General features: G+C 61.7%; 14 protein-coding genes and 1 pseudogene. 10 read left to right on the top strand and 5 right to left on the bottom strand.

Features of this window, described 5'->3' with window-relative positions; genetic code table 11:
* Positions 1-21 precede the first annotated feature (21 nt).
* The 7 genes from CDA63_RS03110 (at position 22) to CDA63_RS03080 (ending at position 12,705) form a co-directional block, all read left to right on the top strand.
* Positions 22-1,191, top strand: a complete 1,170-nt coding sequence (locus tag CDA63_RS03110; RefSeq protein ID WP_242434525.1) for a DUF4249 domain-containing protein — start codon at positions 22-24, stop codon at positions 1,189-1,191.
* 20 nt (positions 1,192-1,211) lie between these two features.
* Complete coding sequence (locus tag CDA63_RS03105) at positions 1,212-3,671, top strand: hypothetical protein (protein WP_088462983.1); 2,460 nt, start codon at positions 1,212-1,214, stop codon at positions 3,669-3,671.
* A gap of 386 nt (positions 3,672-4,057) precedes the next feature.
* Entirely contained in the window at positions 4,058-4,840 is a 783-nt protein-coding gene (locus CDA63_RS03100; RefSeq protein WP_126546707.1) for a hypothetical protein, read from the top strand.
* Positions 4,841-4,972: 132 nt separating this feature from the next.
* Positions 4,973-7,762 (top strand): TonB-dependent receptor, encoded by a 2,790-nt coding sequence (locus tag CDA63_RS03095; protein WP_088462981.1) that lies wholly within the window; start codon positions 4,973-4,975, stop codon positions 7,760-7,762.
* 11 nt (positions 7,763-7,773) lie between these two features.
* Positions 7,774-8,934 (top strand): DUF4249 domain-containing protein, encoded by a 1,161-nt coding sequence (locus tag CDA63_RS03090; protein WP_088462980.1) that lies wholly within the window; start codon positions 7,774-7,776, stop codon positions 8,932-8,934.
* A gap of 68 nt (positions 8,935-9,002) precedes the next feature.
* Positions 9,003-11,438 carry a hypothetical protein gene (locus tag CDA63_RS03085; protein ID WP_088462979.1) on the top strand — a complete coding sequence of 812 codons (2,436 nt, stop codon included), beginning with the start codon at positions 9,003-9,005 and terminating at the stop codon, positions 11,436-11,438.
* 109 nt (positions 11,439-11,547) lie between these two features.
* The gene (locus CDA63_RS03080; protein ID WP_165768173.1) at positions 11,548-12,705 is read left to right on the top strand and encodes a DUF4249 domain-containing protein; all 1,158 of its coding nucleotides are present in this window, start codon (positions 11,548-11,550) and stop codon (positions 12,703-12,705) included.
* A gap of 93 nt (positions 12,706-12,798) precedes the next feature.
* On the opposite strand, the gene CDA63_RS03075 is transcribed toward CDA63_RS03080, so the two are convergent.
* Complete coding sequence (locus tag CDA63_RS03075) at positions 12,799-13,380, bottom strand: PA2169 family four-helix-bundle protein (RefSeq protein WP_088462977.1); 582 nt, start codon at positions 13,378-13,380, stop codon at positions 12,799-12,801.
* A 105-nt stretch (positions 13,381-13,485) separates the two neighbouring features.
* Positions 13,486-15,981, bottom strand: a complete 2,496-nt coding sequence (locus CDA63_RS03070; RefSeq protein ID WP_088462976.1) for a T9SS type A sorting domain-containing protein — start codon at positions 15,979-15,981, stop codon at positions 13,486-13,488.
* A 124-nt stretch (positions 15,982-16,105) separates the two neighbouring features.
* On the opposite strand from CDA63_RS03070, the pseudogene polA reads away from it, so the two are divergent.
* From polA to CDA63_RS03055, 3 genes and pseudogenes are all read left to right on the top strand, one after another.
* A pseudogene (gene polA, locus CDA63_RS03065) lies at positions 16,106-19,014 on the top strand (DNA polymerase I).
* Positions 19,015-19,082: 68 nt separating this feature from the next.
* Positions 19,083-19,511 carry a DoxX family protein gene (locus CDA63_RS03060; RefSeq protein WP_088462975.1) on the top strand — a complete coding sequence of 143 codons (429 nt, stop codon included), beginning with the start codon at positions 19,083-19,085 and terminating at the stop codon, positions 19,509-19,511.
* 31 nt (positions 19,512-19,542) lie between these two features.
* Positions 19,543-20,565 (top strand): YpdA family putative bacillithiol disulfide reductase, encoded by a 1,023-nt coding sequence (locus tag CDA63_RS03055; protein ID WP_088462974.1) that lies wholly within the window; start codon positions 19,543-19,545, stop codon positions 20,563-20,565.
* An 83-nt stretch (positions 20,566-20,648) separates the two neighbouring features.
* On the opposite strand, the gene CDA63_RS03050 is transcribed toward CDA63_RS03055, so the two are convergent.
* The 3 genes from CDA63_RS03050 to CDA63_RS03040 form a co-directional block, all read right to left on the bottom strand.
* Positions 20,649-22,094: an SGNH/GDSL hydrolase family protein gene (locus tag CDA63_RS03050; protein WP_088462973.1), complete on the bottom strand. Its 1,446-nt coding sequence runs from the start codon at positions 22,092-22,094 to the stop codon at positions 20,649-20,651.
* Positions 22,095-22,115: 21 nt separating this feature from the next.
* Positions 22,116-23,366 (bottom strand): OmpP1/FadL family transporter, encoded by a 1,251-nt coding sequence (locus CDA63_RS03045; RefSeq protein WP_088462972.1) that lies wholly within the window; start codon positions 23,364-23,366, stop codon positions 22,116-22,118.
* A gap of 185 nt (positions 23,367-23,551) precedes the next feature.
* Complete coding sequence (locus CDA63_RS03040) at positions 23,552-24,370, bottom strand: cyanophycinase (protein ID WP_088462971.1); 819 nt, start codon at positions 24,368-24,370, stop codon at positions 23,552-23,554.
* Positions 24,371-24,538 lie beyond the last annotated feature (168 nt).

Raw genomic sequence — 24,538 nt, 5'->3', positions numbered from 1 at the left:
ATGACTCAGTATTGGTTGCTTTTGATTAGTCGGCTTTCGTTGCTGCTGTTGCTGCTGGTGGCCGGTTTGGCGGGCCTGGGCGGCTGCGTGGAGCCCTACGCGCCGGCCATTATCAGTGCCCCGCCGGCTTACCTGGTGGTCGATGGCTTTCTCAACCCCCGCGGCGTGAGTACCATCCGCCTCTCGCGCTCGGCCGCCCTCGATGCCAAAACGGTTCCGCCCGCCGAAGCCCGCGCCACGCTGTTCATCGAAACCCAAGGCGGCGGCCCGCGCTACGCCCTGACGGAAACCACGCCCGGCACCTACGTTTCGGCGGCCCTCACACTCGATGCCGCCCGCCAGTACCGGCTGCGCATCAGCACCCGGATCGGCCGCCAGTATGCCTCCGACTTTGTGCCCGTCAAGCTCACGCCACCCGTCGATGCGGTGAGCTGGGGGGCGCAGGGTCAGGATTTCAACATCTACGTATCGGCCCACGACGACACCCGCAACAGCCAGTACTACCGCTGGGAATACGACGAAACCTGGGAAGTCAGCTCGCCCTACCAGCCCCTGATCGAGTACTACGACGGCGCGCTTCGCCCCATCCGGCAAGCCTTCCCGCTTGTGTGCTGGAGCACGGCCAGCTCCAGCCGCATCGTACTCAACCAGACTATCGCCCTGAGCGAAGACCGGGTAACCAATTTCCGGATGCTGACGTTGCCCGCCAACACGAGCCGCTTGGCTCGCCGCTACAGCATTCTGGTGCACCAGCAGGCCCTCACGAAGGCCGAGTACGCCTACTGGGACCTGCTGCGCAAAAACACGGAGAACATCGGCTCGCTCTTTGACCCCCAGCCCAGCCAGGTAACGGGCAACATGCACAACCTCGACGACGGGCAGGAGCCCGTGCTGGGGTTCGTGGGGGCCCACTCCGTGAGCGACAAGCGCATCTTCATCAGCCGGGCCGAACTCCCGGCCGCCGTGGTGCCCCTTTCGGGCTACGAAGCCTGTTTGCCGCCCGATACGCTCAAGCCGGCCTCCGGCATTCCGCCCCCAACGGCCGAGGATATCCGCTTGTCGCTGTTCTACGCCTTTAACAGCCAAAAGTATCTACCCATAGAGGTGGTGCCAGGCGGTGTAACGGCCAAGGAGCGCGACTGCATCGACTGCCGCACCCGGGGCACGGCCGTGCGCCCCTCGTTCTGGTAAGTTTTCTATTCCCTCTGCTTATGCCTTACATCCTTGGCTGCCCGTTTTCCTTCCGCCGGGGCCTGCTGCTGGCCGGCCTGCTCTGGCTGACGGCAGCCGGCGCAGCCCGCGCCCAACTCGATTCGCTCGGCGGCCTGACCGGGCAGTTCGGTCGCTATGCCCGGCAGATGCCCCGCGAGGCGCTGTTTCTGCACCTCGACCGGCCGCTGTACCTGAGCGGGGAAACCATGTGGTTTAAGCTCTACGCCACGGGTGGGCCCGCTTCGCGCCCCCTGGCCCTGAGCAGCGTGGCCTACGTGGAGGTGCTCGACGCCAGCCAGCACCCGGTGCTGCGCGGCAAAGTGGCCCTCCGCGAGGCCACCGGCCAGGGCAGTTTCGCGCTGCCGGCCTCGCTGGCCTCGGGCCGCTACACGGTGCGGGCCTACACCCGCTGGATGCAGAATTTCGGTCCCGAGGCCTTTTTCCACGGCACCGTAACGGTTGTGAACACCTTCGCCGCCTCTGGGACAGTGCCGGCCCCCGACTCGGCCGCCCTGGATGCCGCTTTCTTTCCCGAGGGCGGGCATCTGGTGCGGGGCCTGCAGAGTAAGGTGGCCTTCAAAGTAACCGACCGGCGCGGCCGCGGCGTGGCGGCCACGGGCACCGTGCTCGATGCCCAGGGCGCCCCAGTGGCCACTTTCAGCACCCGTCGCCACGGTATGGGCAGCTTCCTGCTGACGCCCGCGGCGGCCGGGCCCGCCACATATACGGCCGTGGTCACCCAAACGCGGGGGCCGGGCGAAGAGCGGCCCGCCGTCCGGCAGCCGGCCCCAACAACCAGCCGGCTGCCAGCGGTGCAGGACCAGGGCTACGTACTGAGCGTGCACCAGGCACCCGATCCGGGCCAGCTCACGCTCGCCATCCAGGGCACGGCGGGCCTCTCAGCAAACGTGCTGCTACTGGCCCACGCCCGCCAGCAGGCGGCTTTTACCCGGCCTCTGGAGCTGCTTAATGGCCGGGCAGAGCTAACCCTGGACAGGAGTAAATTGCCCGACGGGGTTTCGCACTTCACCCTCTTCAACACCGCCCGCCAGCCTTTGTGCGAGCGGCTCTACTTTCAGGTGCCGCGCCAGATCCTGACCCTCGACGCCCGCACCGATCAGCCCGCCTACGCGCCCCGCACCAAGGTGAGCCTGGCGGTATCGGCCGGTAGTGCTACTGCTCCCAACAGCCTCTCGGTGGCCGTGTACCGCCTCGATTCGCTCAACGCCGCGCCCGCCATCAGCATCGACCATTACCTGGGCCTAACGTCCGAGCTACGCGGAACCGTGGAAGACCCCGCCTACTACTTTACGGCAACTGGCCCCGAGGCCGTGGCCGCCACCGACGAACTGCTGCTGACCCAGGGCTGGAGCCGCTTCCGTTGGGCTGAGGTGCTGGCCCCGGCCGTGGCGGCCCCGGCCTTTCTGCCCGAACTCTACGGCCCGGTGGTGCGCGCCCGCCTCAGCCGCGCCGGCACCACCGAGCCCCGGTCGGGGCTACTAACCTACTTCTCGGTGCCGGGCCGGGTGGTGCGCCTCTACAACGACCAGAGCGACGCCGACGGCTTCGTACGCTTCGAGCCCACCAACTTCTACGGCCCGCAAACCGTGATGCTGCAAACCGACCCGGCCCAGGACAGCACCAGCCGCATCACACTGCTCGACCCGTTTTCGGAGCAGTTTGCCGCCTTTACGGCTCCCGCCTTCAGTCTCACGCCCCACTTTCGGGCCGACTATGCCCGCCGCCACCTACAGGCCCAGGTCCAGACGGTGTACGCGGGCAAAAAGTACGACCGCTACCGGGCCATGCCCACCGACAGCGTACCCTTCTATGGCCGGCCCAGCGCCTCCTACCGCCTCGATGAGTACACCCGCTTTAAAGTGCTGGAAGAGGTGCTACGCGAGTACGTGCCGGGCGTGCAGGTGCGCATTCGCAAAGACGGCTTCCACTTCCAGGTGCTCGACGATCTGAACAAAGTCATTTTTCAGGAAAACCCGCTGGTGTTACTCGATGGCGTGCCCGTAGCCAATATCAACCGGATGATGGCCATGAACCCGCTGAAAATTCAGCGGCTCGATGTGGTAACCAGCCGCTATTTCCAGGGGGCGGCCGCCTACGACGGGCTGGTCAGCTTCCGCACGTACAAAGGCGACCTCGAAGGCTTCCAGCTCGACCCACGGGTGCTGATTCAGGAGTACGAGGGCCTGCAGGAGCAGCGCGAGTTCTACGCCCCCCGCTACGACACGCCCGAGCAGCAGCGCAGCCGCCACCCCGACCTGCGCGAGCTGCTGTACTGGAACCCGACCGTAACTACGGCCGCTGGTTCCGGGGCCAGCCAGCCGTTGGAGTTTTTCGCTGGCGACCAAGCTGGCCATTATCTGGTAGTCGTGCAGGGCCTCGCGGCCAATGGTGCGGCCGGTAGCACCCACTTTACATTCGAGGTGAAGCCCAATTTGTAAACACCGGGCGACAGCGGCCTTTTTAGCTTCTCAACTACGGGCGCCCAGGCAAGCCGCTGAATCGAATGGGGCAGCTTGGGCGGCTGAACGGGCGGTGCCCACAGCACCATTCACGTTTGCAAGGCCCGTTATTTGGTGCTTGCTATTGCTTTCTATACCTTGCTGATCAGCCTTAGGGCGCGACTACTCTACCCTACTATTTTTCCAGTGTCCTCTGCTACCTCCCGGGTAAAGTTGGTTTTCAGCTTTTAAAAGCAGTTTCTTCCTGCGGCAGCAAGCGTGTAACCGCCGCCGCAAAAGTGACTTCAGAAGCTACAGAAGCGCTTCTCAAAAAATAGTAGGGTAGAGTAGGGCGCGACAATATGTTATCACCTATTTAATAAATTATGCGTTGGCCGTTTTATCACACCACCAAAACATTAGTTATCAAAGCACTACTATTCGTGCTTACAGGGACAGCCTATACTGCGCGTGCGCAGGCACCATCGGCCACTTCAGCCCTGGTGCAGCAGGCCCAGCAGGCAGCTATCCAAACGTACCATGCGGCCATCAACGACCAGTCGCAACTCTACAACGGCAGCGAGTACTTCAACTACACCCGCTTTTACCAGCTCGTCGAAGGGAACCAGTTTCATCCTGGGGCAGCGGCGCAACCCGGTACGCTCACTTACTGGGGGCATCGTTACGCGGGCATACCGCTGCTTTATGATATTCATCTCGACCAGGTAGTAGTGAGGCAGCCGAACAGCCTGTTCGATGTGGCCCTGCTCTCAACGGAAGTCTCAGCCTTCACTATTGGCAACCGTAGCTTTGTCCGTCTTGCCGGGCCTGTCGCCGACCAGGGGGCAGGCCCGGGTTTCTACGAGGTAATGCTGGCCGGAGCCGACCTACGGCTGCTGGCCAAACGCTACAAAGACATGCTTGACCAGCCAGCGCAGAATATGACCCGAGTAGTTTTCTCGTCTGCCGACCGCTATTTTCTGCAGCTGGGTGATGACCAATTGCTGAAGATCAAGGGCAAGCAATCGGTGCTGGCGGCTTTTCCGCGCCATCGGAAGCTGTTGCTGCGCCATATCCGCGACAAGCGGCTTTTCACTGATCAACAGGCGCGGGAGGCTGATATCGTGCAACTCGTGCTCTACCGCACCAGTCTACCCGATCGGCCTTAACCCACCAGCGGGGCGTTGCCTCTAGCCCTGCTCGTTTTGCTGGCGGGCCGGCGCGGCACCGATCCGGGGCCTTATCGGCACCGGTAGGTTTGCCCATTCTTTGCTATTCTGCTATCCGCTTCCCCGAAGAATATGACCAACTATCTGGCTGCTTGTTTTTTCGTGCTATTGATGGGCGGCACTTTTCGTAGCCAAGCTCAGAACGCCCCCTCCCCGCTGGTTACCGGCACGTATCAGCGCCTGCCACTGGCGCAGTTTTTTGAGCAGCTGGCGGCGGCCACCGATTACCGCTTTTTTTACGATCCGGCAGCCGTTGATAGCCTGAACGTAAGCGTGCAGGCCCAGGGCGAACCGCTGGGCCAAGTACTGCGGCGTGCTTTGCAGGGCACTGCGCTGCAGTTCTCGGTAGACAGCAGCCGTCATCGCCAGGTGTTCATTACGCGGGGGCCGGCCATCAGCACAAGGTTGGCGGCGGGCTTTTTTCAGGCCGAAGCCACCGAAGCCGGCTCCCAGGAGTCGCGCCAGGTTCGCCTGCTCCCGGAGGGCGCGTCTGGCCGGGACGAGGATGGCCGCAACGCCATCAGCTCGACAACCAAGGTCTACAACATTGGCCAAGGCTCCGCCAGCGAGCAGGCCACCCTGGCGGGCCGCGTGCGCGAAGCGGCCACCGGGGCGCCGGTGGTGGGGGCCAACGTGTTCGTGGAAGCCCTCAACCTGGGCACCAGTACCGCCGCCGATGGCTCGTACACCCTGACACTGCCGACGGGCCGCCACGAAGTGCGCGTACGAGGGATTGGCGTGAAAGCCACTAAGCGGCAGGTGCTCCTGCGCAGCAATGGCCGCCTCGACATCGAAACCCAGGACGACATCACCACTTTGCAGGAAGTGCTGATCCGGGCCGAAAGAGCCAAAAATGTTACCAGCACCCAAATGGGCGTCGACAAGCTCGACATCAAGACCATGCGCCAGGTACCCACCGCCTTTGGCGAGGTTGATATTCTGCGCGTGGTGATGACGCTGCCGGGCGTGAAAACGGTGGGCGAAGGCAATACCGGCCTTAACGTGCGCGGCGGGGCCACCGACCAGAACCTGATTCTGTTCAACGGGGCCACCATCTATAATCCGTCGCACCTGTTCGGATTTTTCTCGGCCTTTAATCCCGATGTTGTGCGTTCGGTGGAGCTGTACAAGGGTGCCATTCCGGCCCGTTACGGGGGGCGGCTTTCCTCGGTGCTCGACATCCAGGGCCGCCCGGGCGACGCCCAGAAGTACCATTTTTCGGGGGGTGTGGGGCCCCTGACCAGTCGCCTGACCCTGGAGGGACCCATCGTAAAGAACAAGGGCAGCTTTATAGTGGGAGGCCGTAGCAGCTACTCCAATTGGCTGTTGCACCTACTGCCCAATGAGGTGTATAAGCAGAGTTCGGCCTCCTTCTCGGACCTGAGCGGGCAAATCGACTACGAATTTGACAAACACAATTCGCTGTCGGTGACAGCCTACTACAGCACCGACAAGTTTCAACTGGGTCGGGACACGGCTTACCATTACGTTAATCGGGCAGCCACCGCCAAGTGGCAGCACGTGTTCAACCCCAAGCTCTCGGGAACCCTGACGGCGGCCAACAGCTTTTACCGCTACGACATTACCAGCCAGCGCGACCCCTCCACAGCCTCCCAGCTAACCTACGCCATCGACCACTACGAGGGCCGGGCCGACTTCAGCTACCTGCCCACCAACAAGCACAACGTAGAGTTCGGCGTCAGCTCGGTGCTCTACCATGTTGCGCCCGGCGGGCTGGAACCTTCCGGGGCCGAGTCGCTTATCCGGACTGATGTGCTCGAGCGCGAGCAGGGCCTGGAAAGCGCGGTGTATGTGTCGGACCGTATCGACCTGACGCCCCGCCTATCGGTTTCGGGGGGGCTGCGCTACTCGCTCTATAATGCACTGGGGCCGCGCGAAGTGTACCGCTACCTGCCGGGCCAAGCCAAAACCCTGAGCAACCTCACCGATACCGTCCGGTACGGGGCGGGCAAGGTGCTGGCTACTTACCACGGACCGGAGTACCGGCTCTCGGCCCGCTACTCGCTCACCGAGCACTCGTCGGTAAAGGCCAGCTTCAACCGTACCCGCCAGTACATTCATATGCTGTCGAACACGACGGCCATGTCGCCGACCGATATCTGGAAGCTGAGCGATGGTAACGTCCGGCCCCAGGTGGGCGACCAGTACTCGCTGGGCTATTACCACAACTTCCGCAACAACGCCATCGAAACGTCGGTCGAAACCTATTACAAGGCAACCCGCGATTTTGTGGACTACAAGGGCGGGGCCGTGTTGCTGCTCAACCGCCACATTGAAACCGACATTGTGAATGCCGTGGGCCGGGCCTATGGCGTGGAGCTGCTCGTGCGTAAGCTCAGTGGCAAAATCAATGGCTGGATCAGCTACACCTACTCCCGGACCCTAGTGCAAGTAAACCAGGGAACTCCGGCGGATAAAATCAACGGAGGACGCTACTACCCCAGTAATTTCGATAAACCGCACGATTTCTCGCTGGTGGGCAACTACCGATTCAGCCGCCGCATCAGTTCCTCCCTCAACGTCGCCTACAGCACCGGGCGGCCCATTACGCTGCCGCTGGCCAAATACTACGATGCTGGCGCCACGCGGGTGTATTATTCGGAACGCAACGCCTACCGGGTGCCCGACTATTTCCGGATGGATTTTGGGCTGAACCTGGAAGGCAGCCACAAGGCCAAGAAGCTGGCCCACAGTTCCTGGACGTTCGGCGTGTACAACCTAACCGGCCGCCAGAACCCTTACTCCGTGTATTTCCGCAATACTGGCGGGCAGATTAAAGGCTACCAGCTCTCCATTTTCGGACAGCCGATTCCTACCGTGGTTTATAACTTCAAATTCTAAGGCGCTCGGCGATGCATCGCTTACTTATCTTCTTATGTTGGGCGCTACTGGGGTTGGCAGGCAGTAGTTGCCTCAAGCCCTACGAGCCGGCTATCATCGCTGGGCCCAACCGGTACTTGGTAGTCGATGGGCACATTAACGGGCGCGGGGTTACGACCGTGCGCTTGGCTTACTCCATCAACCTCGACTCGCCCGACCGGTTTCCCCCCGAGTCGGGGGCGCAGGTGTACATCGAGGATGACCGCAGTGCCCGCTACCCGTTGCGAGAGGCCGGGCCGGGCCGCTATGTCTCCGCCACCCTAGCACTACCCGCCGGCCGGAGCTACCACCTGCGCATCATCACGCGGGAGCGCCAGGAGTACGCTTCCGACCTAGTAGTGCTCCCGCAAACACCCCCGTATGATAAACTGGCGGCCACCCTGCAACCCGATGGCCTCCAGGTTTACCTTAACACCCATGACGATAGCGGCAACATCCAGCATTACCGCTGGGAATACGACGAAACGTGGGAATTCACCTCCGCCTTCGAAAGCATCCAGGTCTATAAAAAACCGCTCGGGCGCGTACTGCCGCGCAAGGAAAACATTTACCGCTGCTGGCGGACGGAAAATGCTGCTACCGTTAAAACCTTCAGCACGGTGCGCCTTACCCAGGCGGCGGTGCGCGACTACCGCCTGCTGTTTGTGCCCCGGGACGATATTCGCCTGCGCCACCTGTACAGCCTTAACGTACGCCAGTACGCGTTGTCGCGCCCGGAGTTTGACTACTGGGAGGCCGTGAAAAAGAACACCGACAACCTGGGCACCCTCTTCGACCCGCTGCCTTCCCAGATCCAGGGCAACGTCCACTCGCTTTATCGCCCCGATGAGCCGGTGCTGGGCTTCGTGGGGGCCTCTACGGTAACAGAGCAGCGGATTTTTGTCCGTCGTCAGGATTTGCCGGTGGAGTGGACCAAGTTTATCAACAAGGGCTACGAGCATTGCGTGGACCTCGACACGTTTCCTAGCAGGCGGTACCTGGATTTCACATATGATGATTTTTTCGGCGACTCCACCTACCGAATGCCCGTCGCCCGCCTCCGGCCAGGAGAAGCCTACACCGCTTCAACCCAGGACTGCGTTGATTGCCGCCTGCGCGGCACGAACGTGAAGCCTGATTTCTGGCCCCAGTAAGTTGCAGGAGCCAGAAAACGGGCGCGTTTCTTCTATCTATTTCCTTCGTTCTATTTGTTCCCCTGACTATGCTGTTTGCTTGTTCGCGTAAGGTACTGGGCTGGCTTGGATTGACGCTGCTGCTGCTGGTTGGTTTACCAAGCCGCGCTCAGACAGTAGACTCAGAACCAGCCGATTGGCCAACTATCCTGCCGCAGCGCTTCCGGCAGTACCAGCAGCAGCACCTGCCCGAGAAGCTCTACCTGCACCTCGACCGGCCGGCTTACCTGAGCGGCGAAACCATGTGGTTCAAAGTGTACGCGGCCGACGGTACCACTGCCCGCCCCCTGAGCCTGAGCCGGGTGGCTTACGTGGAGGTGCTCGACGACGCCCGCCAACCCCTATTGCAAGCCAAGGTAGCGCTGCAGGGAGGTACCGGCCACGGATCTTTCCAGCTCCCGGTTTCCCTGCGCTCGGGCGGCTACACGGTGCGGGCGTACACCAGCTGGATGCAAAACTTCGGGGCCGATTATTACTTTCATTGCCCGGTCACCATCGTTAGCACACTTCAGGGGTTGCCCGTATTCTCGGCCCGCGACACGGCCTCTTACGACGTGCATTTTTTCCCGGAAGGAGGCCAACTGGTGGCCGGAATACCAAGCCGGGTGGGCTTCAAAATAACCGACCGCACGGGCCGTAGCACCGCCGCCACAGGAACGGTACTCGATGCACGAGGGCGCGCCGTAGCCGAGTTTCGCACCCTGCGGTTTGGATTGGGCTCCTTCGATTTCACCCCCACCGCTACCGGCTCCTACCGGGCAGTAGTCCGCCTGCCTAGTGGCCGGCAAATTTCAGCCTCTTTTCCGGCCGTCCGCCCCGCTGGGTACGTGTTGCGGCTCGCAGCGGCTGGGCCGGCCGGACTGCTCCTTTACGTTCGCGGGGCCGGCCTGCCGGCCCAGAACCTATACCTGCTGGGCCACGCCCGCCAGCAGCTCATTTGCAGTCAGCAGGCTCGCTTATCAGACGGGCAGGCCGAGTTTCTGATTCCCGCGCGAAGTCTGGCTGACGGCGTGTCGCACTTTACGGTCTTCGATCAGCAGGGCCGGCCGGTGGCGGAGCGCCTGCATTTCCGGCCGCCTACGCACCTGCTGCAGTTGGGCGCCCTAGCCGACCAAGCCCGCTACGGAGCGCGCACCAAAGTTAGCCTCCGGCTAAGCGCCACCGACTCGGTGGCCCGGCCCGCGGTGGCCGACCTCTCGGTAGCGGTGTACCGGCTCGATTCGCTGAGCGCGGACACTGAGGCATCTATCGCAGCCAGCTTTTGGCTGACTTCGGACCTGAAAGGCGCGGTGGAAAACCCCGATTATTATCTGCAGGGCGCCGGCAACGAAGTGGCAGCGGCCACCGATAACCTGATGCTTACCCACGGATGGAGCCGTTTCACGTGGGCTGATGTGTTGGCGGCCCATTCGCCGACGTTTACTTACCTGCCCGAGTTGTACGGCCCGCTGGTAAGGGGGCGCGTCACGAATCGGGCCACCGGAGCCCCGGCCCCCGACGTTATGGTGTACCTAGCCAGCGCGGGCCGACCCCTGCGGCTTACCAACTCCGTTAGTGCGGCCGATGGCCGGCTGCAGTTTGAAATGAACGATTTTTACGGCCCCCACGACTTGGTTGCCCAGACCAACACAACGCTCGACAGTACTTACCAGATCGAGCTGCTCAGCAATTACTCCTCCCGGTTTGCCGCCGGCCAGCCGGTCAGCCGGCTGTTCAGGCCACACGAACACTCCCGCGACGACCTCACCCAGCACCATATCGGAGTGCAGGTGCAGAACTCGTACAACCGCCGTTACAACACCGTTTACTCGCTTCCGCCTATTGACAGCACCGACTTTTTTGGTGCCCCCGACGAGCGTTACCACCTCGACGACTACACCCGCTTCCCGAGCCTGGAGGAAGTGCTACGCGAGTATGTGCCGGGCGTTAAAGTGCGGCTCCGGAAAGATGGCTTCCATTTCACTGTGTTGGACAACCCGCACCGGACCATTTTCGATGATCCGCCGCTGGTGCTGCTCGATGGAGTGCCCGTCTTCGAGCTCAATAAGCTCATGGCCTTCGACGTGCTCAAAATTCGTACACTGGATGTGCTCGACCGCCGCTACTTTCAGGGCCGGATGATGTACAATGGTATCGTGAGCTTGCGCACATACAAAGGTAACCTCAACGGCTTCGACCTCGATCCGCGGGCGCTGGTGGAGGAATACGAGGGCTTGCAGGTGCAACGCGAGTTCTATGCTCCGCGCTACGAAACGGCCACTCAGCGCCAGAGCCCACTCCCCGACAGGCGCTACCTGCTGTACTGGAACCCCAGCGTACCCACTGGCCCCAACGGCCAAGCCCCTGCTCTCGATTTCTACACGGCCGATCAACCTGGTATCTACCGCATAGTAGTGCAAGGACTTTCTGCCACGGGCGCGGCGGGCAGCTACAGCACTACCTTCGAGGTAGCACCCAGCTTATAAAGGGCTATATTCCTGAACGGGGCGGGCGGGGCCATGCAAACCCGTAGTCCAGAGAGAGACATATACAATGCTCCCTACCACTTTCCCGGCCCTTACCACTATTATTCCCATGGCAATACTACTCTTCCGATTCGCTAACTGGCTAGCCTTGCTCTTGCTGCTGGGAGCCTGCGTGCAGCCCTACGAGCCAACTATTCTTCGGAGCACCAAACCGCTGCTGGTCGTCGATGGCTTTATCAATGGGTCGGGCATCACCGCTATCCGGCTCACCCGTTCCTTGAAGCTGGAGGAGCAGACAGGTTTTCCACCCGAAACCGGGGCACTTCTACGGATCGAGGCAGCCAGTGGCCAGCAGTATAAGCTGCGCGAAACAATGGCCGGAACGTATGAGTCGGCGGCCCTCGTGTTGCCGGCCGGCCAGCGCTACCGGCTCCACATTACTACCCGGGCCCGCCGCGAGTATGCTTCCGATTTTACGCTGCTTAAATCCACCCCGCCGCTTGATGCGTTCCGGGCCCAGGTAGAACCCAGCGGGGTGCAGCTTTACCTGAGCACCCATGACGATACTGGTAGCAGCCAGTACTACCGCTGGCAGTACGAGGAAACCTGGGAATTCACGTCGGCCCACGACAGCCGCTGGCGCTATCTGGGCAACAAGCAGATGGTGCGGCGTAAGGAGAACATCTACCGCTGCTGGCGGACAGAATCGGCGGCCAATATCAAAACCTTCAGTACACTACGCCTTCAGCAGGACGCCGTGCGCGACTACCGCCTGCTATTTGTACCCGCTACGGCTATTCGCCTGCGTTATCGCTACAGCATTATTGTGCACCAGTATGCCCTCGCGCGCGAAGAGTTCGACTACTGGGAAGCCGTCAAGAAGAACACCGATAACCTGGGCACTCTCTTCGACCCCCTGCCCTCCCAGATCCAGGGCAACGTTCATGCCCTGGCCGACGAATCGGAACCCGTGCTAGGGTTTGTGGGGGCCGCCACTGTGCGGGAGCAACGCCTTTTTATTAACCGTGCCCAGTTGCCTTTCGAATGGCAATTCGTGGACGACATTTACCGCACCTGCGTGGACGTTGACACCTTTCCCAGCGCTCGGTATAAGCCAAGCGACTGGACGTATGATGAAATGTTCGGCGATTCAGTGGCTAGGATGCCGGTAGCCCGCATCGGTCCCGGCGAGACTTATACGGGCCAAACTCAGGCGTGCGTGGACTGCCGTTTGCATGGCTCCAACGTGTCGCCGTCCTTCTGGTAGATGTTTTCGTGGTAAACGAGTACTGCCCGTCGGGGCCGCTGCAGCGGCCCCCGACGGGCAGTACTCGTTTGGAACAAAGGCCAAGCTGGCAGCTTAGCTCTGCTTGGCTTCCAAGGCTTTTAGCTTGTCGTAAGTCTGCTGCGACTTCTCGTACTGGCGCTCCACTTCCTGGCGAAGCTGGCCAGTGAGTGATTCGCTGCCCAGGGCTTCTTTGTAAGCTTTGAGGGCCCATTCTTCACCGTAGACGTTCGAGCCGAGGATGGCCTTTTCGTCGAAGCCGGTGACGGTGGCTTTGGCATCCATCCAGCGGCGGTACAGCTTGCCTTTGAGCGTGGTACCGGTTTCGCGGCCTCCACCTTTCTGGCGCAGGTGCTGGTTGAGCTGGTTGGCGAACTGCTGGCTCTGGCTCACGAGCTGCTTATAGTAGCCGCGTAGCTCGGCATCCTTGCTTTCGTCTACGGCGCGCTGGTAGCCTTCTACCCGGTCGTTCACAAAAAGCAGCAGCTCGTGCAGCGTTTCGGTTTCATCGTCGGATACCGGGGCTTTGCTGCCCTGATTCTTGTTGAAGAAGTAGCTCACACCTAGGGCCAGCAGGGCACCGCCTACTAGGGTGCCGATGATGCCGCCTGATTTTTTCTTTTTGCGGTTGTCGGAATCAGTGTTGTAAGATTTCATAAGGAAGTTGGGTAAAGTGCGATGTTTAGACCCCTTACGCCATTTGCCGGCTGATAGTTAAGGCTAAGCTTATTAATAGTCCAGAACCCCGCCCTAACCAGCCACCTACTCCACCACCACGCGGCGCGTTACCGGCCCGTCGGCGTACTCAACCCGCAGCAGGTAAAGGCCCGCTGCCAGGTGACCAACCGGTACCTGCATCTGCGTGGTAGTTGCTGCACTTCGATATACCTCCCGACCGGCCAACGTGAGCAGGTGCACCGTACGGGGACCAGCTTCGGGCACTAGATTAACGTGGAGTGTGCTGCGGGCCGGTACGGGCCAGGCCCGGGTGTCGGCCCGCAACCGGCTCGCCGGAACTGCCAGCACCGTCGGAGCCAGCAGTCGGCTCAGGCCGCCGCTGGGTTGGCCGGCCACGTCTGAGAAGCTGCCGCCTACAACGATGGCACCGTTGGGCAAGGTTAGGCTACAGCGGACTATTCCCAGTACGCTCACTTCCTTGAAACTGGGGTCTGGGTTACCATCGGCCCGGAGCCGGAGTAGCTGGCTTGGCAGGCCTAGCTTACCGTTTCCTACCAGCACTTTACCATCGGGCTGCAGGCTCAGCGCCTCCAGGCCCGGCAAGGTCAGGTTGCTACTAAAACTCTGATCTACGCTGCCATCCGTTCGCAGCCGGGCTAGGTTAATGGTGCTATGCCCCTGGATAGCCCTGAATTGCCCCCCAATCAGCAGCGCGCCCGCCGTAGTGCGCCGCACGGAAAAGAGCGAGAGGCCCGGCGCAGCGTCCAAGGCGGCAAAGGTATCATCAGGGGCTCCGTTGGGCATCAGCCGGCGTAGCACGCTGGCACCCGCGCTGCCATCGGGACCGGGCAGGTAGCCCGCCACCACAATCCGGTCGTCGGGCTGGATAACCATTCCGCGCCCCAGCCACCAGCCGGGAGGTGAGGAGAAGGTTAGATCAGGCTGCCCGTTGGGTTGGAAACGCACGACAGTGGCCGACGAGTTGGGGCCCGAAATCAGGCCGGCCCCCACAACCACGATACTCCCATCGGCCTGCAAACCCAGGCAGTCGAACTGAACTTCGCCTTTCAGGCCGCTGACAAATGTGGGGTCGGGCTCGCCCGAGAGCAGCAGCCGCACCAACGACGGACTGGCCTTTCCCCCTACCGATTCAAAATTACCTCCCACCACCAACTGCCCGTTGGGCTGCAGGGCCAGTCGCGCCGTAATGCTGGCGCTTCTGGAAGAACTCAGCCGGCAGGCGCGGGAAAAAGGGATATCGAGGCCACCATCTGCTTTGATCCGAGCCAGAAACCGCACCGGCTCGCCGTTGATTTCTGAAAACGCGCCACTGATCAGCAACTGCCCATCGGCCTGCGCTACCATCTGGCCTACTTCGCCAGGATTTTGCAGCTTGGGGGCAAACGAGGTGTCAAGCGCCCCATTGGCACCGAGCAGCGCAGCCCCTATCGGCAGCTCACTGGCTTCCAACCGAAAAGTGGCCCCGGAGGCCAGTACCTGCCCGTTGGGCAGCAGCTGCAGACCATACGGCCTATCGAAGCCCCCGAAATAAGGGGTCTGCCATGACGCATCGGGGCGGCCGTCGGCCAGCAGCCGCACCACGTTGCCCCGGCCAGGCAGGTCGGCCTGCTGGCCGGTACCCACCAGCAGGCGGCCGTCGGGCTGCACGAGTAGCAACGACTGGCCGATGGCCAAGCGAGGAGCAAAATGATCGGCCGCCTGGAAAGTTGGGTCGAGCTGGCCGGTGGAGGTGAGGCGCACCAGCACTTGGGGGCTGCTGCTAAGGGGGCGGGTGCTGTTATAGGCCGCCACCAACAACCGGCCGTCGGGCTGCACCACCACGTGGCTGAGGAGGGCATCGGGGCTGACCTGCGGGGCAAACGAGAGGTCGGACCGGCCATCGGGCAATAGCCGTAGCAGGGCCCGGTGCGGCTGCTCGGGGCCGGGTTCGAAGTTGCCGGCCGCCAGAATCTTACCATCCGCCTGCAGGGCAAGGCTTAACAGGGCCCCATTGTCGCGGGCTCCTTTTCCGGCCGCCTCAAACGACTCATCGAGCTCCCCGTTGGACAGCAGGCGCACCAGCCGCCCGACTGCCCGGCCCCGGAACTGCGTGAAGCCGCCGCCCACCAGTATCCGGCCGTCGGGCTGCACATGCATCACCAAGGCACTGCCGAACGTGGCTCCGCCCGCCCGAAATTCGGGGTCGAGCGTACCGTCGGGCCGGAGCCGGGTTACGCCGTTTTCGGAAAGCAGCAGCAGGTGCCGGTTGGCTGTTTCCGCAAGGGCCATAATTGGAACCGGCAGTTGCTGGGCCGCCACGCGGGCGTTGAACCCGGCATCGGGTTGGCCGGAAGGCAGGTAGCGGGCCAGCCCGGGGCTGGCATGACTTTCAGCCCGCGAAAAACCGTTGGCCAGCACCCGGGCGCCGTCGCTTTGCTGAAAGGCCACGTAGGCGGAGGCCGCCATGTACAAGGCGGGTGGTGCAAAGGTGGGGTCGGGGGTTTGGGCCCAGGAGGTAACCGCCAACAACAGGCAGCCCAGCAACACGCCCAGCACCCGACGAACTTGATAAACAATCATTCTATAAAGAAAGTAGAAGCCCAGAGTAGAAGCCGTAACAAGGTACCTACTTGCTTCGCAGCTACCAAGTGCCTTCCCCCTGAACTTATCCTGACAGCCCCGCCTTCCGTACCTTCGCTATCCTATGACCGACTCCGCCGAAACGACCGCCGCCGCCCTGCCCCACAAGCTGTTCCTGCTCGACGCCTTTGCCCTGATTTACCGCGCCCACTTCGCTTTCAGCAAGAACCCGCGCGTGAATTCCAAGGGCCTGAATACCGGCGCTATCCTGGGCTTCACCAACACGCTGGTCGAGGTGCTGCAAAAGGAGAAGCCGACTCACATTGGGGTGGCATTTGATGCAGCCAAGAAGACGTTTCGCCACGAGCAGTACCCCGAGTATAAGGCCCAGCGCCAAGCCATGCCCGAGGATATCGGCCTGGCCATTCCGTATATCAAGCAGATTATCAAAGCCTTCCATATCCCCATTCTGATGGTGGAAGGATTCGAGGCCGACGACGTGATTGGCACGCTGGCCGGCCGGGCCGAGCAGCAGGGCTTTGGCGAGGTGTTCATGATGACGCCCGACAAGGACTACTGCCAGCTCGTGACCGACTGCGTAAAAATCTACCGGCCGGCCTTTATGGGCAACGCCGCCGAAATCCTCGACGTAGCCCACGTGCTCCAGCGCTTTGAGATTGAGCGCGTCGAGCAGGTGATTGACATTCTGGGCCTGCAGGGCGACGCTTCCGACAACATTCCGGGCATCCCGGGCATCGGCGAGAAAACGGCCAAGAAGCTGATTCAGGAATACGGCTCGGTGGAAGGGCTGATTGCCAACGTGGATAAGCTCAAGGGCAAGCAGCAGCAGAACGTGCGCGAGTTTGCCGAGCAGGGCCTCATGAGCAAGGAGCTGGCCACCATCCACCTCGACGTGCCCATCGAATTCGAGGCCGACAAGCTCATCCTAGACCAGCCCGATATGGAGGAACTACGCCGCCTGTTCGACGAGCTGGAGTTCCGCCAGCTGGCCGCCCGCGTACTTGGCGACGGGGCCGGCAGCGCGGCCGGTGTTACCACCGGCGGCACTCCCACCCCGCGCGGGCCCGGCGGCCCAAAGTGGCCGACGCCGGCCAGGGCAGCCTGTTTGGCGCGTCGTCTGATGCGGCCGTGGCTATCGGGGCCGAGGAGGGCAGCACCGGCACGGCCGGCGCGCCTACCGGCCCCCGCCGTACGCTCGAAGACGTGGCCCACCAATATCACCTGATGGATACGCCCGAGCTTCGGGCCGAGCTGCTGAAGTTTCTGTTGTTGCAAACCGAGGTCAGCTTCGACACCGAAACCACCGGCCTCGACACTATGACGGCCCGGCTCGTGGGCCTCTCGTTCTGCTGGCTGCCCGGCGAGGCCTACTACGTGCCCGTGCCGCAGGCAGACGACGCGGCGGCCCAGGCGCTGGTAGACGAGTTCCGACCGTTTTTGGAGGCTAAAGGCATTACCAAAGTCGGCCAGAACATCAAGTACGACCTCACCATCCTCAAGCATTACGGCGTTGAGATTCGGGGGCCATTGTTTGATACCATGCTGGCCCATTACCTGCTGGAGCCCGACATGCGCCACGGCATGGACGTGCTGGCCGAAACCTACTTGCACTACTCGCCGGTACCCATCACGGCCCTCATCGGCCTCAAGGGCAAGAACCAGAAAACCATGGCCGACCTGCCGCCCGCCGAGGTGTCGGATTACGCCTGCGAAGATGCCGACGTGACGCTGCAGCTCAAGCACGTGTTTGAGCCGCTGCTCAAGGAAGTGGGCCTGCTCGATTTGCTGAACGAGGTGGAAAACCCACTGGTGCCGGTGCTGGCCGCCATCGAGTACGAGGGCGTGCAGATTGACTCCGAAGCCATGGGCGAGTATTCGGCCGAGCTGCAGGGCTACATCACGGAGTTGGAAGGCCAGATTTACCAGGAGGCCGGCGAGGAGTTCAACATCGGCTCGCCCAAGCAGCTGGGCGAAATCCTGTTCGATAAGATGGACCTGGGGGGCAAGAAAATCAAGAAAACCAAAACCGGCCAGTACGCCACCGGCGAGGAAATCCTGAGCCAACTGGCCGGCGACGCGCCCATTGCGGGCCTGATTCTGGAGTACCGCCAGCTCAGCAAGCTGCGCTCCACCTACGTCGAGGCCCTGCCCCAGCTGGTGTGCGAGCTGGATGGGCGCGTGCATACGAGCTTCAACCAAGCCGTCACGGCCACTGGCCGCCTCTCCAGCACCAATCCCAACCTGCAGAACATCCCCATCCGCACCGAGAAGGGCCGCGAAATCCGCAAGGCCTTCGTGCCCCGAGACGCCAACCACGTGCTACTGGCCGCCGACTACTCGCAAGTGGAGTTGCGCATTATGGCCGACTTCGCGGGCGATAAAACGATGATTGAGGCCTTCCGGCTGGGCCAGGATATACACACGAGCACGGCCAGCAAGGTGTTCAAAGTGCCGCTGAGTGAAGTAGATGGGGAGATGCGGCGCAAGGCCAAAACGGTCAACTTCGGCATCATCTACGGTATTTCGGCCTTTGGATTAGCCCAGCGCATCGGCATCGGCCGCAAGGAAGCCGTTGATATCATCGAAACCTACTTTGAAGAGTTTCCGTCGGTGAAGCAGTACATGGACGAGAGCATCAACCGGGCCCGCGAGTTGGAGTACGCCGAAACGCTGCTCGGCCGCCGCCGCTACCTGCGCGACATCAACTCGCGCAACGCCACGCTACGCGGCTACACCGAGCGCAACGCCATCAACGCTCCCATCCAGGGCACCGCGGCCGACATTATCAAGAAGGCCATGATTAACATTCATGAGTGGCTGCGCGAGGAAAAGCTCGGCACCCGCATGATTCTGCAGGTCCACGACGAACTCGTATTCGATGCCCCGCGCGAGGAAGTAGCCTACATCACGCCCAAAATCAAGGAGCTAATGGCCACCGCTCTGCTGCTGCCCCACGGCGTGCCGCTGGAAGTAGAAGTAGGCACCGGCGAGAACTGGCTGCAGGCACACTAAGTCCTGTTATCCGGTTGGTGACGCGAGCCGTATAGCCCGAAGCTGGCCCTCTCCTCCGGCTTCTCTCTATGCCCCAACAACCCCACACCACCACCCTGCAAAACGTAGCCCGCAGCCTATTGGGCACCTTTATGGTAGTAGCTGGCACTGGCCACCTCACCTTCCAGCGCCTTGCGTTTCAGGCCCAGGTTCCCGATTTCGTGCCGTTGGATAAAGACACGGTCGTGCTGGCTTCGGGCGTGGTGGAAATTGGGCTGGGCCTGAGTTTGCTGCTGCTAAAGGGTGAAAACCGGATTCGGATGGGCATCGGGCTGGCGGCTTTTTACGCAGCCGTATTTCCGGGCAATATCCACCAGTATACCCACCACCTATCTGCCTTCGGACTGGATAATGACCAGAAACGGCTGGCTCGCCTTTTCTTCCAGCCCGTGCTGATTGGCTGGGCGTTGTGGAGCACCGGGGCCCTGCAGGCACTCATGGCCCGGCGGCCGCTTTAAACAGAACCCCGCCGCTGCTCGTTTACCCTGCATGAATCCTTCTGATACCGAATCTTCCTTCGATGTGGCCGTAATCGGGGCCGGGCCCGTGGGGCTGGCCTGCGCCCTGGAAGTGCAGCGGCGCGGCCTGAGCGCGGTAGTGCTCGATAAGGGGGCGCTGGTGAACTCGCTGGTGGGCTACCCCACCAACATGGAGTTCTTCTCGACGCCCGAACTACTTGAAATCGGGGGTCACCCGATGGCGACGCTGCACTACAAGCCCCTGCGCGAAGATGCCCTCGACTACTACCGCCGCGTGGCCTTCACCGAAAACCTGACTTTACGCCTCTACGAGCGGGTAATCGGCCTCGAAGGCGCGGAAGGCAACTTCACGGTAGTCACCGACAAAGGCCGCATCGGGGCCCGCTTCGTGGTGGTGGCCACCGGCTTCTACGACCTGCCCAACTACCTCAACGTACCCGGCGAAGACCTGCCCCACGTCACGCACTACTACAAGGAGCCCTACGCCCATGCCGACCAGGACGTGGCAATTATCGGGGCCAAAAACTCGGCGGCTAAGGCCGCGTTACAGCTGCTGCGGGCCGGCGCCCGCCCCACCTTGCTCGTGCGCGGCCCCGACATCCCCGACTCGGTGAAGTACTGGATCCGACCCGACCTCGTCAACCGCATCAAGGAGGGCCGCATCGGGGCGCTGTTCAATACCACCGTTACCAGCATTACGCCCGGCACGGTGGAAGTAGCCACGCCTGAGGGGCCGCGCACGTTGCCGGCCCAGCACGTGTATGCCCTCACCGGCTACCACCCCGATTTCTCGTTTCTGGCGGCTCTGGGAATTACTTGTGGCACCGATACGGCCCAGACGCCCAGCCACGACGCCGACACACTCGAAACCAACCGCCCGGGCCTCTATCTGGCCGGTACCGTCTGCGGCGGCCGCAACACCAGCCGCTGGTTTATCGAAAACGGCCGCTACCACGCCCAGCTCATCGCCGCCCGCCTCGCCGGCGAAACCGCCCCCAAGCTCCCCGAGGTGCTGCAACAGGTGCAGCTATAAGAGCGTAACTACATTTTACTCCACAAAAAAGCGCCCGCCTCTACTGAGGTGGGCGCTTTTTTGTGGAGCAGTAGAAGGCCCCTTTATGGGAACTTCACGCCCCGGTAGTCGTTGGCGTTCACCGTAGGTACCTTGGCACCGTAGGTGTTGTTGATCACCTTGATGAACTCGTTGGCAATGATGGCGTAGCCGCGGGGCGTGGGATGCACCCCGTCGAGCGAGAACAGGTTGCCGCTGATGTAACCGGCCGTGTTGTTCACGCCATTCGTGACGATACCATTGGTGGCAACCTGCGCGAAGAACGTGTTGGCATCGAATACGCCCAGGCCTTTCTCGGTGGCTTTGGCTTTGATGGCGATATTGAAGTTATTCGTGGCGTTTCTGACGAGCGTCTGCTCGGCCGCGTCCAGCACCAGTATGCTAGGGAAGGGGTTACCCGTCGACTGGCCAAAAGCCTTCGTGGTATCGATCTGCATAGCGGCCAGGAATACCGATAGGTTAGGAACCGTGGCTGGCAGCGTCGGACGTGCCTGCGCGTAGAAGTCGCGCCAGTACTTGCCTGAGGGCTGGCCGTACAGCGCCAGGTAAGGCGAAGCGGTCAGCGTCAACAGTAATGCACCAGTACCCGAAGCGTCGCGAATGGCCGCGAGGGTAGAAGTCGTCCGGACGTTAGGCTGGCCAGGAGCCAGGGTGCCCGTGGTATACACGAAAGGCGCGGCGCTAGGCACATTGGCTGCCGCCAAAGTGGCACGGAACGATGGCCCAATAGTGGTGAAGAACGGAATGTTGGTTACATCGGGGATGGTAGCAACCACTCCCTTGGCCCCGTTGGCAGTCAGGGCATCGACGATTTTAGCGTTTTTAGCCGTGAAGTCGGCCGTAGTCGTCAAAAAGCTGGCACCCCCGCCGGCCGTGGCATAGCCCAGCACGTCGTTGTTGCCCAGCCAGTTGGTGAAGAAGGTAGGGCTGGAAGCCGCCACCCGGGCCAGGTAGGTCTGCGTGGCCTGGGCGTCGGGCGTGATGCGCTCGAAGAAGGGGTTACCTTGCACGCTGCCGTAGCCGGCTGTTTCCACGTCGGAGAGCCGGATACCGGGCACGCCCAAGTTGTTGACCGAGCCCACAAACTTGGTGTACAGCGGCTTGGCCGCCGTGCCGCCACGCACGGCCAGATTGGTCGTTACGTTGGCCGTAATAGGGTTACCAGCGGCCGTGAAACCGGCTAGGCGCAGGTAGCCCGAGCCGTTTTCCTGGCCCGCCGTGAACAGGGGCTGCACGAACTCGCCGCCGCCCACATTTTTGAACTGCTGAGCCAGCAACGCTGGGTATGACTGCTGCTGGCCTTCGAGGTAAAGGCCTCCATCGGAGTAGCCCGCCGTGAGCGAGTTGCCAACGGCGATGTAGTTGGAAAAATCAGCCGAGCCATTGCTCGGGCTGAAGTCTTTTTCCAGATCTGGCTGGCAAGCCGTCAGACCCAAACCGGCCAGCACAGCCAACGGCGCAGCTTTGCGGAATAAATTAGAAGTATTCATGGAGTCGGAGAGTGAGTCGGGTTAGAAGGAGTAGTTCAGGCCCAGGCCGGCAACTACCACGTTGGTTTTGTAAGTACCGGCAATGCGGTCAGTCGTGCCGTTGTTGATTAGATCATCCTGGGTCTGGGTGCGCTTCTTGATGCCGATGTACTGGCCCGAAATGTCGACGCCAAACTTACCGAAGCTGTACGAAGCGCCGAGCGTGCCGCTCAACCGGTCGTTGTCGGGCGTTTCGGGCGTCACAAAGCCGTCTTTCACCGGGCTCTCGTCATACACGCCGCCGGCCCGTACGGTCAGGCCGCTGGTGAGCTTGTACTGGCCACCCAACCGGAAGGTCAGGGCGTCCTGGTACTCGCGCCGCGACTCGCTGAACGTGGAGCCGTTTACCTGCTGGTCAAAGTCGAAGCGCAACGTTTTGTAGGCGCTCCAGTTGGCCAGGCTGGCATCGAAGCCGATGGTCAGGTTCTCCGTAGGCATAACGCCGAAGCCGATGCTGGTGGTGGCAATCAGGGGCAGCGTGGCGGCAAACTTAGTAGCCTGGAAGCGCGGCTGGAATACGGGCGAATTAATACCGCTGAACGTGACGTCGCCATCTTTTACCTCGGCGTCAATTTTCGAGCGGTAGTTGATGCCGATGCTCAGCTTGTCGGAAGGTTTGAAGAACACGCCGGCGTTGAAGCCCAGCTTGGTTTCGGCTTTGCCGTCGAGCTCCACGTGGCCAAACGAATCCGGCAAGGGAATGTCGCGCTGCAGGTTCACCGAACCATGGGCCAGGATCACGAGGCCCGCGCCCACGCTCAGCTGGTCGGTAATGGCGTAGCTCAGGGTTGGCTGCACGAAAACCGACTTCAGGTCGATGTCGGTGAGCGAGGTGCGACCCTCCCAGCCATCAGCGTACTGGAGCTTGCTGCCGAAAGGCGTGTACACGCCAATACCCGCCCGGAATTTACCCTCGCTCGGGCCGAAAGCCGCGAACAAGCCGATGGGCGTGGTAACAGTATTGCGCAGCTCCCGCTGCTGGTTGCCCCCGGCGGCTACAAACGAGTTGCGGGCAAAAGTGCCATTGGCCCCGATGTGTACGCCGCGCTCTTTCACCATTGCCAGGGCGCCGGGGTTGTAGAACATGGCCGCCTGGTCGAGGGAGAGCCCCACGCCGACGCCGCCCATGCCGTTGTTTTTCTGCCCGGCCAGCGTTACCTGATAGCCACCCGCCGAGGCTGCGGTACCCGTCAGCAACGCACTTCCTGCAAGAAGTAGAGACTTAAATTTCATACGAAAACTGAGAAAATGGTGAGTTTTGGGGCTTATTGCCCTAAATGTAAGGAAAAAGACAAAGAATAGTAGGCAAGCCGAACAAATTCTTGCCCCCGCTGTCGGTGGGTAGGTGAGTACTTGCTCAACACCATTTGAAATCGGGCAAAAAGCCCTTCGCCACGGCTCTGCTTGGGAGGGGCTAATCAAGTGAAATTGCTGACTTGCCTCGTTAGTAAGTCGAACTGCTGGCCGGCCACGAGCAGGTGCACCCGCAGGTCTTGCCCGCTGATGGGTTCGCCTTGGCCGATGCGGCCCAGGTTGGAACCATGCAGCGTGTGGCCATCGAGCACCATCACTACGCCGTCGCCGAAAACATCGGCGGTGCGCCCGCCCCGGATCACGACGCCGGTTTCTTCGGCCAGACCCAACCCCAGGCACATGGGGTGCGAAAGCAACGCGTGGGCCAGCCGCCCGAAACGGCCCCGCTCGGCAAAGTGCTGGTCGATGAGTAGGCGGGGCAGCAGGTTCAGGCCGGGGCCGGTCTGGATGCCGCCCTTGCGTAGCGCCCGCCAGCCATACCCATCAACCACCATCTGCTCGGGCAGGGCGGCGGCCCCAGCGCTGGTGCCAGCCACCACAAAAGTGGCATCCTCATAAAAGCGCTGGCGCAACTGGCGGGCGAACTCGGTGCCGGCCAGCAAGTCGGTGAGCCGCTCCTGGTCGCCGCCGGCGAAAAACACGAGGCCGGCCCGGGCCAGGCGGCGCAGGGTAGCGGGGGCATCGGCGGGCTGGTGCTCGCTCAGGGGCAAGTAGCGGGCGGCCGGGCAGCCCAGCTCGCGCAACGACTTCTCATAGGCGGCTCCGGCCGGGCCGGCATTGCGCCAGGAGGCTGCCGTAATGATTTCAACTGGCGCGCCGGGATTCGGGAGCAGGTCGCTGAACAAAGCCAGCATCGCGTCGTCGTCGCCGCCACCGAGCGCGACGAGGGTGCCCAAGGGCGAGGCAGCAGACGGGTGGGGCATGGCAGCGGGTAGGAACTCAGTTCAAAAGTACGTTTCGCCCGCGATTCGGCAATCTTTTATAACAAGAAAGCTAACGGCGGCTAACATACCATACACTATTGTCTCCCGTCCTCAGAAACCAGAAGCTGGCCTCCCAACTTCCAAGAAGAGAAAGCCATTTCTATGCTT

The sequence above is a fragment of the Hymenobacter amundsenii genome, from assembly GCF_002204745.1.
Taxonomy (GTDB): Bacteria; Bacteroidota; Bacteroidia; order Cytophagales; family Hymenobacteraceae; genus Hymenobacter; species Hymenobacter amundsenii.
The sequence above is the reverse complement of the archived record's forward strand: the minus strand, read 5'-3'. Positions and strand labels throughout refer to the sequence as shown.

Bases quoted from the DNA above. Each gene is read 5' to 3' on its own strand.
- CDA63_RS03080 (WP_165768173.1), top strand. From the start codon at position 11,548: ATGGCAATACTACTCTTCCGATTCGCTAACTGGCTAGCCTTGCTCTTG.
- CDA63_RS03095 (WP_088462981.1), top strand. From the start codon at position 4,973: ATGACCAACTATCTGGCTGCTTGTTTTTTCGTGCTATTGATGGGCGGC.
- CDA63_RS03045 (WP_088462972.1), bottom strand. From the start codon at position 23,366: ATGAAATTTAAGTCTCTACTTCTTGCAGGAAGTGCGTTGCTGACGGGT.
- CDA63_RS03075 (WP_088462977.1), bottom strand. From the start codon at position 13,380: ATGAAATCTTACAACACTGATTCCGACAACCGCAAAAAGAAAAAATCA.
- CDA63_RS03040 (WP_088462971.1), bottom strand. From the start codon at position 24,370: ATGCCCCACCCGTCTGCTGCCTCGCCCTTGGGCACCCTCGTCGCGCTC.
- CDA63_RS03050 (WP_088462973.1), bottom strand. From the start codon at position 22,094: ATGAATACTTCTAATTTATTCCGCAAAGCTGCGCCGTTGGCTGTGCTG.
- CDA63_RS03055 (WP_088462974.1), top strand. From the start codon at position 19,543: ATGAATCCTTCTGATACCGAATCTTCCTTCGATGTGGCCGTAATCGGG.
- CDA63_RS03090 (WP_088462980.1), top strand. From the start codon at position 7,774: ATGCATCGCTTACTTATCTTCTTATGTTGGGCGCTACTGGGGTTGGCA.
- CDA63_RS03070 (WP_088462976.1), bottom strand. From the start codon at position 15,981: ATGATTGTTTATCAAGTTCGTCGGGTGCTGGGCGTGTTGCTGGGCTGC.
- CDA63_RS03060 (WP_088462975.1), top strand. From the start codon at position 19,083: ATGCCCCAACAACCCCACACCACCACCCTGCAAAACGTAGCCCGCAGC.
- CDA63_RS03085 (WP_088462979.1), top strand. From the start codon at position 9,003: ATGCTGTTTGCTTGTTCGCGTAAGGTACTGGGCTGGCTTGGATTGACG.
- CDA63_RS03105 (WP_088462983.1), top strand. From the start codon at position 1,212: ATGCCTTACATCCTTGGCTGCCCGTTTTCCTTCCGCCGGGGCCTGCTG.
- CDA63_RS03100 (WP_126546707.1), top strand. From the start codon at position 4,058: ATGCGTTGGCCGTTTTATCACACCACCAAAACATTAGTTATCAAAGCA.